Here is a 6,187-nt window from a genome sequence, read left to right on the forward strand (position 1 = left end):
GACGGGGGTGAACGATCCGGGTCCGCCAGATCACAACGTTCAGGGAAGCCCGAAGGGTGTGTCAAGCGCAGCGGCTTTTTGATGGCCGCGACGGGCCGTCGGGCGCGGGCGGGTCGGCGGGGAGCGCTGCGGCAGGCAGTCCGGCGTACAGGAGGACGGCGACCGAGAAGACGAAACGGGCGAGAACGGAAGGCTTCATGTCCGGACCTCGGCGCCGGACCACGCGGTCGCGCCGGGGCGCGTTCAGCCCGGTCACGCGCGCACGTGGTCGCGGCTGTGGGAGCGACGTCGGCGCCCAAAGACTGCGCGGGATCACAATAGTTACCTCGCCTTGCAATCTCAATATGGTCGCGGCACAGCCGCGGCGCGTGATCGACCGACCGGCGATCGAACCAGGAGCCGCGACGGCGCCTCCAAGCACCCGAACGGCCCGGACGATCCGGCCCGTCGCGGCCATCAAAAAGCCGCTGCGCTTGACACACCCTTCGGGCTTCCCTGAACGTTGTGATCTGGCGGACCCGGATCGTTCACCCCCGTCGCGACGGGCCGCCACAGGACCTTGGAATGCGTACCGTTCATTCGATCTCGATCGACCGCCGGGACACCGCAGGGCCGGACCGTGGTCGCCGCATCCTGTGCGTCTGTCCCCGCTACACGTCCTCGTTCGGCATGTTCGAGCATGCCTATCCGCTGACCGATGGCGTCCGCGCCCTGATGCCGCCGCAGGGCCTCCTGGTGATCGCCGCCGCCGTGCCGCCCGGCTGGGAGGTGCGCTTCGTCGACGAGAACATCAGGCCCGCCACCCACGACGACTTCCGCTGGGCCGACGCCGTGTTCGTCACCGGCATGCACGCGCAGCGCCGGCAGATCGAGGCGATCTGCCACCGCGCCCACATGTTCGACCGGGTGACGGTGCTGGGCGGCTCCTCGGTGTCGGCCTGTCCCGAGAACTATCCCGAATACGACTACCTGCACGTCGGCGAGCTCGGCGACGCGACCGAGGCGCTGTTCGCCCGCCTCGCCGCCGACCCGACCCGGCCGGAGCGGCAGATCGTGCTCACCACCAAGGAGCGGCGCGAGCTCACCGACTTCCCGCTGCCGGCCTACGAGCTCGCCGAGCTGCCGCGCTATCTCACCGGCAGCATCCAGTACTCGTCGGGCTGCCCCTACAATTGCGAGTTCTGCGACATCCCGGCCCTCTACGGCCGCAACCCGCGGCTGAAGACCCCGGCCCAGGTGACGGCCGAGCTCGACAAGCTCCTCGCCTGCGGGATGACGGGGCCGGTCTATTTCGTCGACGACAACTTCATCGGCAACCGCCGCGCCGTGCGCGAGCTCTTGCCGACGCTGGTCGACTGGCAGAAGGCGCGCGGCTACCCGTTCATCTTCTCCTGCGAGGCGACCCTCAACATCGCCAAGCGGCCGGAGATCCTCTCGCTGATGCGCGAGGCGTCGTTCGAGACGGTGTTCTGCGGCATCGAGACCCCGGAGCCCGAGGCGCTGGAGGCGATCGCCAAGGACCACAACATGATGGTCCCGCTGCTGGAGGCGGTCGACACGCTCAACCGCCACGGGCTCGAGGTCGTCTCCGGCATCATCCTCGGGCTCGACACCGACACGCCCGACACCGGCGCCCGCGTCATCGACTTCATCGAGCGCTCGCGCATCCCGATGCTGACCATCAATCTCCTGCAGGCGCTGCCGCGCACCCCGCTGTGGGACCGGCTGGAGAAGGAAGGCCGGCTGATCGACGAGGAGGACCGCGAGTCCAATGTCGACTTCCGGATGCCTTACGACGAGGTTCTCGCCATGTGGCGGGACTGCATGGAGCGCGCCTTCTCGCCGGCCGCGGTGCTGTCACGCTATCGTCATCAGCTCGAGCACACCTATCCGAACCGGCTGAAGGTGCCGTTCCGGCAGCGCCACGTCCCCTGGCGCGACGTCGTGCGCGGCCTGAAGATGCTGCGCGCCGTGCTGTGGGAGGTCGGCGTCAAGGCCGACTACCGGGCCGAGTTCTGGAAGGTCGCGGTCGAATGCCTGAAGCGCGGCCAGATCGAGCACCTGATCCGCATCGGCGTGATGGCGCATCATCTGGTGATGAGCGGTCGCGACGCCGTCGAGGGACGCCAGAAGGCGTCGCACTACTCGGCCCGCCCGCAGGAGGTGCCGGTGCCGGCGGAGTGACGCCGCGATCATCTCATCCGTTTCGCCGGTCATTCCGGAAGCGTCGCGAAGCGGCGCTGTCCGGAATCCATATCCCCGGTCAGTGAGTATGGATTCCGGGCTCGCGGTCTTCGGCCGCGCCCGGAATGACCAGCTCTTTGCGTGTCAGTCCGAGTCATGCCCGTCACCGATCTGATCAAGTCCTCCCTCGCCGCCCTCACCGCGAAAAAATCCGGCCCGAGCCTCTACGATCTCTGCGACCCGCTGCTGCGCGGGGCGGGACCGGGCGACGCGCATCTGCGCACCTTCTACAAGACCGCCGTCGCCAATCCGGTGCTCCGGCCGCTGATGGGTCGCGCCGGGCTGCCGGCGCTCGCCGATCCGGACCGCTTCGCCGCCCTGCAAGGCGCGATCCGCTCGGCGCGCGACGACGCGGCGCCCGACTGGGCCGCGATCGGCCGCGCGATCGCGCCGCTGATCGACGCGGTGCCGCAGCAGCATCCGCGCCGCCCGCCGCTCGCCGGCAAAGCCTCGATGCCGCCGCGCGCCGAGATCGACCGGGTCATCAAGGGCTGCGCGACGGATCTGATCGGCTCCTACACCCGCAACCAGGGCTTCATCCCGGCCTACGCGGCCTTCAACCTGATCGGCGACCCGGACTTCCACGGCCGCGACCTCGTCACGGCGCTGGTCGGGCTCAATGCCCGCACCTACAAGAACGCGACGCTGCTGTTCAATCTCGCCCGCGCCTTCATCCTGCCGAACGCGCCGGTCGCCCGCCTCCTCAACCCGGGCTGGGCCGGCTTCGCCGAGCCGATGTGGGAGCCGGTGCAGATCAGGCATCGCTCGGCCTATTACGACGCCTTCTTCGCCGAGGCCCTGATGGACTATCTCGGCACCGGCCTCGCCACGGCGGACGAGACGGCGCGCGCCAACACGGCGATCGCCGGCATGATCGAGTTCTGTCTCACGACCAGCCGTGAGACCGTGAGGCACCCCACCGACGGCACGCCGTTCGACGTGGTGACGGCGCTGGTCAAGCCGCCGCATGTGCGGATGAGCAAGTTCTTCTGGAAGCTCAAGAGCGACCTCGGCTTCGGCCTGTACGTGCCCGACTGCGACACCACGGCCTGCTCGCTCTCCGCCGCGACCCAGTTCGGCTCGCTCGACCCGATGCTCGACCAGCCGTTCCTGGACTACTACGCCGGCTATCAGGTGCGACCCGGTACCAACCGGGCGCCGCCTTCGGTCGACATCAACGCGCCGCTCGACTTCACCGGCGGCATCGTCACCTGGATCGAGAACGCCGCCGGCGACAACCCCTTCGGCAACGACCTCGACCCGACCCTCAATCTCGACGTCCTCGAGGCGGCGTTCCGCAATCACGTGCGCTGGGACATCGTCGGCACCGAGCAGCGCGTGACCTTTTTGCGCGGCGTGGTCGACTTCCATGACAGGCTGATCGGCTCCGGGGCGTTCGCGGATCCGCGCGCCCACATCTACTATCTGCCGGAGCTCTACGCCGCCTATTTCGGCCGCTGCCTCGCCGCCTTCCGGGCGATGCCGGCGGCGATCCAGAAGACCATCGACCCGAACGACCGCTTCGCGGCGATGCGCGAGACAATCCTGACCTATGTGCAGGACGACCTCGCGGCGCACGAGATGAACCCGTTCGACGCGGCGCTCGCGCTCCTCGCGCTCGCCAAGCTGGGCGGCGACCGTGCCTGCTTCGCGCCGGCCGTCGCCGCGATGGTCGACGCCTACGGCGAGGGCGGCCGCAAGGGGCCGTACAAGGCCTACGAGTGGAACAAGATGAAGACCCCGACCCGCATCCTGGTCGGCGGCCCCGAGGTCACCTCGGCCTTCGTGCTCTCGGCGCTGTCGCACGCGCGGACCAGTCTCGCGGCCGCCTGAACCGGCGGCCGGCCCGGACGGACCAATCGGCACGGCCATGCGGGCCGGCCCCGCGTCGCGGTCGCCCGCCCGAGGACGACCGCATTCGCGCGCCACTGTCGGGGCGGCGGCTGTGGGCACGGCGGCCGGCCGCATGGCAATGCGGGGGGCGAAAGTGATAGAGATCACATACGGTCGGCCCACGAGTTTCTATTCGAGTCTGTTGATTCTCCGTCACCGAGCGCCGCACGGGCGCGGGAGGCACCGGACATGATCTCGAAGAAGATCGCCGTCATCGCCGTCGGCGCGGTGCTGCTCGCCGGGGGCGCCGCCGCCGTCTACGGCGTTCCGGCCCGCGGCCTCGTCGACACGTTCAGCCGCGACGTCCTGGCCCGCCACGACCTCGTCCTCGACATCGGCGGCGACGCCCGCCTGACCATCTGGCCGGAGACCGGGCTGACGCTCGGCGACGTCCGGCTGCGCGACGCCAAGACCACCGACGAGATCGCCCGCATCGACACGGTGCGGGCCGCCATCGGGCTCGGCAATCTGTGGAGCGGCAAGGTCGACATTGCCGACCTGACGCTGACCCGGCCGGTCGTCCACACCGACCCGATGTTCGCCCGCGCGGCGCGCGGCGCCGCCGTCCGCAAGTCGCGCAGCCTCGGCGCCGGCGGCACCAACGAGAGCATCCTGCCGGTCGACCACGCGGTCGCGATCAGCCGCGTCGCGGTGAACGACGGCCTGATCGTGGTGCGCGACGGCAACCAGACCGCCGAGATGAAGGTCGAGTCGCTGCGGCTCGCCAGCCTGCCGGCGGCGGGCGGCCGCTCCAACCTGCATCTCGACGCCAAGATCGGCGTCGCCACTCTGCGCGTCACGGCGCCCGGCGACACCCCGACCCGGCTCGCCGACGGCAAGGCCGTGCCGATCGAGGCGCGCATCGACGCGCCGAACCTGTTCCGCACGCCGGCGACGATCAGCACCACGCTGACCAGCGCCGGGCCGGTCCTGAAGGCCGACAACCTCAACGGCCTCGTCGACCAGGGCCGGCTGCGCGGCGCCGTCTCGGTGTCGTTCGCCGGCGCCCGGCCATTCGTCGACGCGACGCTCGAATCCGAGCGGCTCGATCTGACCAGCCTGGTCGAGGCCGTCACCGGCCCGACCCCGCCGGCGCGCCCGGGCAGCACGGCCGTGCCGGCGCCGTGGAGCGACGCGCCGCTCGACCTGTTCGGCCTCGGGCTCGTCGACGCCAACATCGCGCTCGCCGCCCGCGAGGTGGCGATCGAAGGGATCCGCATCGCCCCGGCCGTCATCGAGGCCTCGCTGCTCGCCGACACGCTGAAGGTCGAGCTGTCGCCCTCCGGCGTCTATGGCGGCCAGGCGACCGGCGAGATCGCGATCGACCGCACCGGGGCGACGCCGGCCGTGTCGGTGAAGACGAGCTTCTCCGGGCTCGACGCGCTGCCGTTCCTGCGCGACGCCGTCGCCTTCCAGTACATCGAGGGCAAGGCACGCGGCAGCCTCGAGGTGCGCGGCACCGGCAAGAGCCCGCGCGAGATCGTCGGCTCGCTCGCCGGGCGCGGCGACCTCCTCTTCGAGAACGGCGCGGTGCGGGGCATCGACATGCCGGCGATGCTGCGCTCGGTGCTCGACGCCATCCTGGCCGGCTGGCAGGCGGGCTCCGGCGAGCAGACCCGCTTCTCGACCTTCAAGGGCACCTTCACGGTGGCGAGCGGCGTCGCGCGGACGACCGACGTCGCCTTCCAGGGGCCGTACATGGTGATGAGCGCCGCCGGCAACATCGACCTGCGCGCCAAGACGCTCGATCTGCGCGCCGACCCGCGGCTCGTCGCGGCGCCGACGACGCCCGGCCAGGCCAGCAACGTGCTCGGCATCGGCGTGCCGGTGGCGATCCAGGGACCGTGGTCGGCGCCGCGCATCTATGCCGACACGCCGAACGTGCTCGCCAATCCGGACGGCGCCTTGAAGGCGCTGCGCGACGCGCTCGGTCCCGGCGGCGGCGCCCAGATCGGCAAGCTCATCGACGGCCTCAAGGGCCTCGCGCCAGGCCCCACTCCGGGCGTGACGGCGCCCGGCGTCACGCCGCCGAGTCTCGCTCCTCCGGGTG

3 protein-coding genes are annotated in these 6,187 nt (G+C 70.6%); all 3 read left to right on the forward strand.

Annotated elements, in window-relative coordinates; translation table 11 throughout:
* The first annotated feature begins 564 nt into the window (after positions 1-564).
* Entirely contained in the window at positions 565-2,184 is a 1,620-nt protein-coding gene (locus tag CCR97_RS27870; protein ID WP_111359302.1) for a B12-binding domain-containing radical SAM protein, read from the forward strand.
* Between the two features lie 156 nt (positions 2,185-2,340).
* Positions 2,341-4,077 (forward strand): hypothetical protein, encoded by a 1,737-nt coding sequence (locus tag CCR97_RS27875; protein WP_111359303.1) that lies wholly within the window; start codon positions 2,341-2,343, stop codon positions 4,075-4,077.
* 249 nt (positions 4,078-4,326) lie between these two features.
* Positions 4,327-6,187, forward strand: a 1,861-nt coding sequence (locus CCR97_RS27880) for an AsmA family protein (RefSeq protein ID WP_201160086.1), incomplete at its 3' end; no start/stop codon positions are given.

Source organism: Rhodoplanes elegans (genome assembly GCF_016653355.1).
Taxonomy (GTDB): Bacteria; Pseudomonadota; Alphaproteobacteria; order Rhizobiales; family Xanthobacteraceae; genus Rhodoplanes; species Rhodoplanes elegans.

Bases quoted from the DNA above. Each gene is read 5' to 3' on its own strand.
- CCR97_RS27870 (WP_111359302.1), top strand. From the start codon at position 565: ATGCGTACCGTTCATTCGATCTCGATCGACCGCCGGGACACCGCAGGG.
- CCR97_RS27875 (WP_111359303.1), top strand. From the start codon at position 2,341: ATGCCCGTCACCGATCTGATCAAGTCCTCCCTCGCCGCCCTCACCGCG.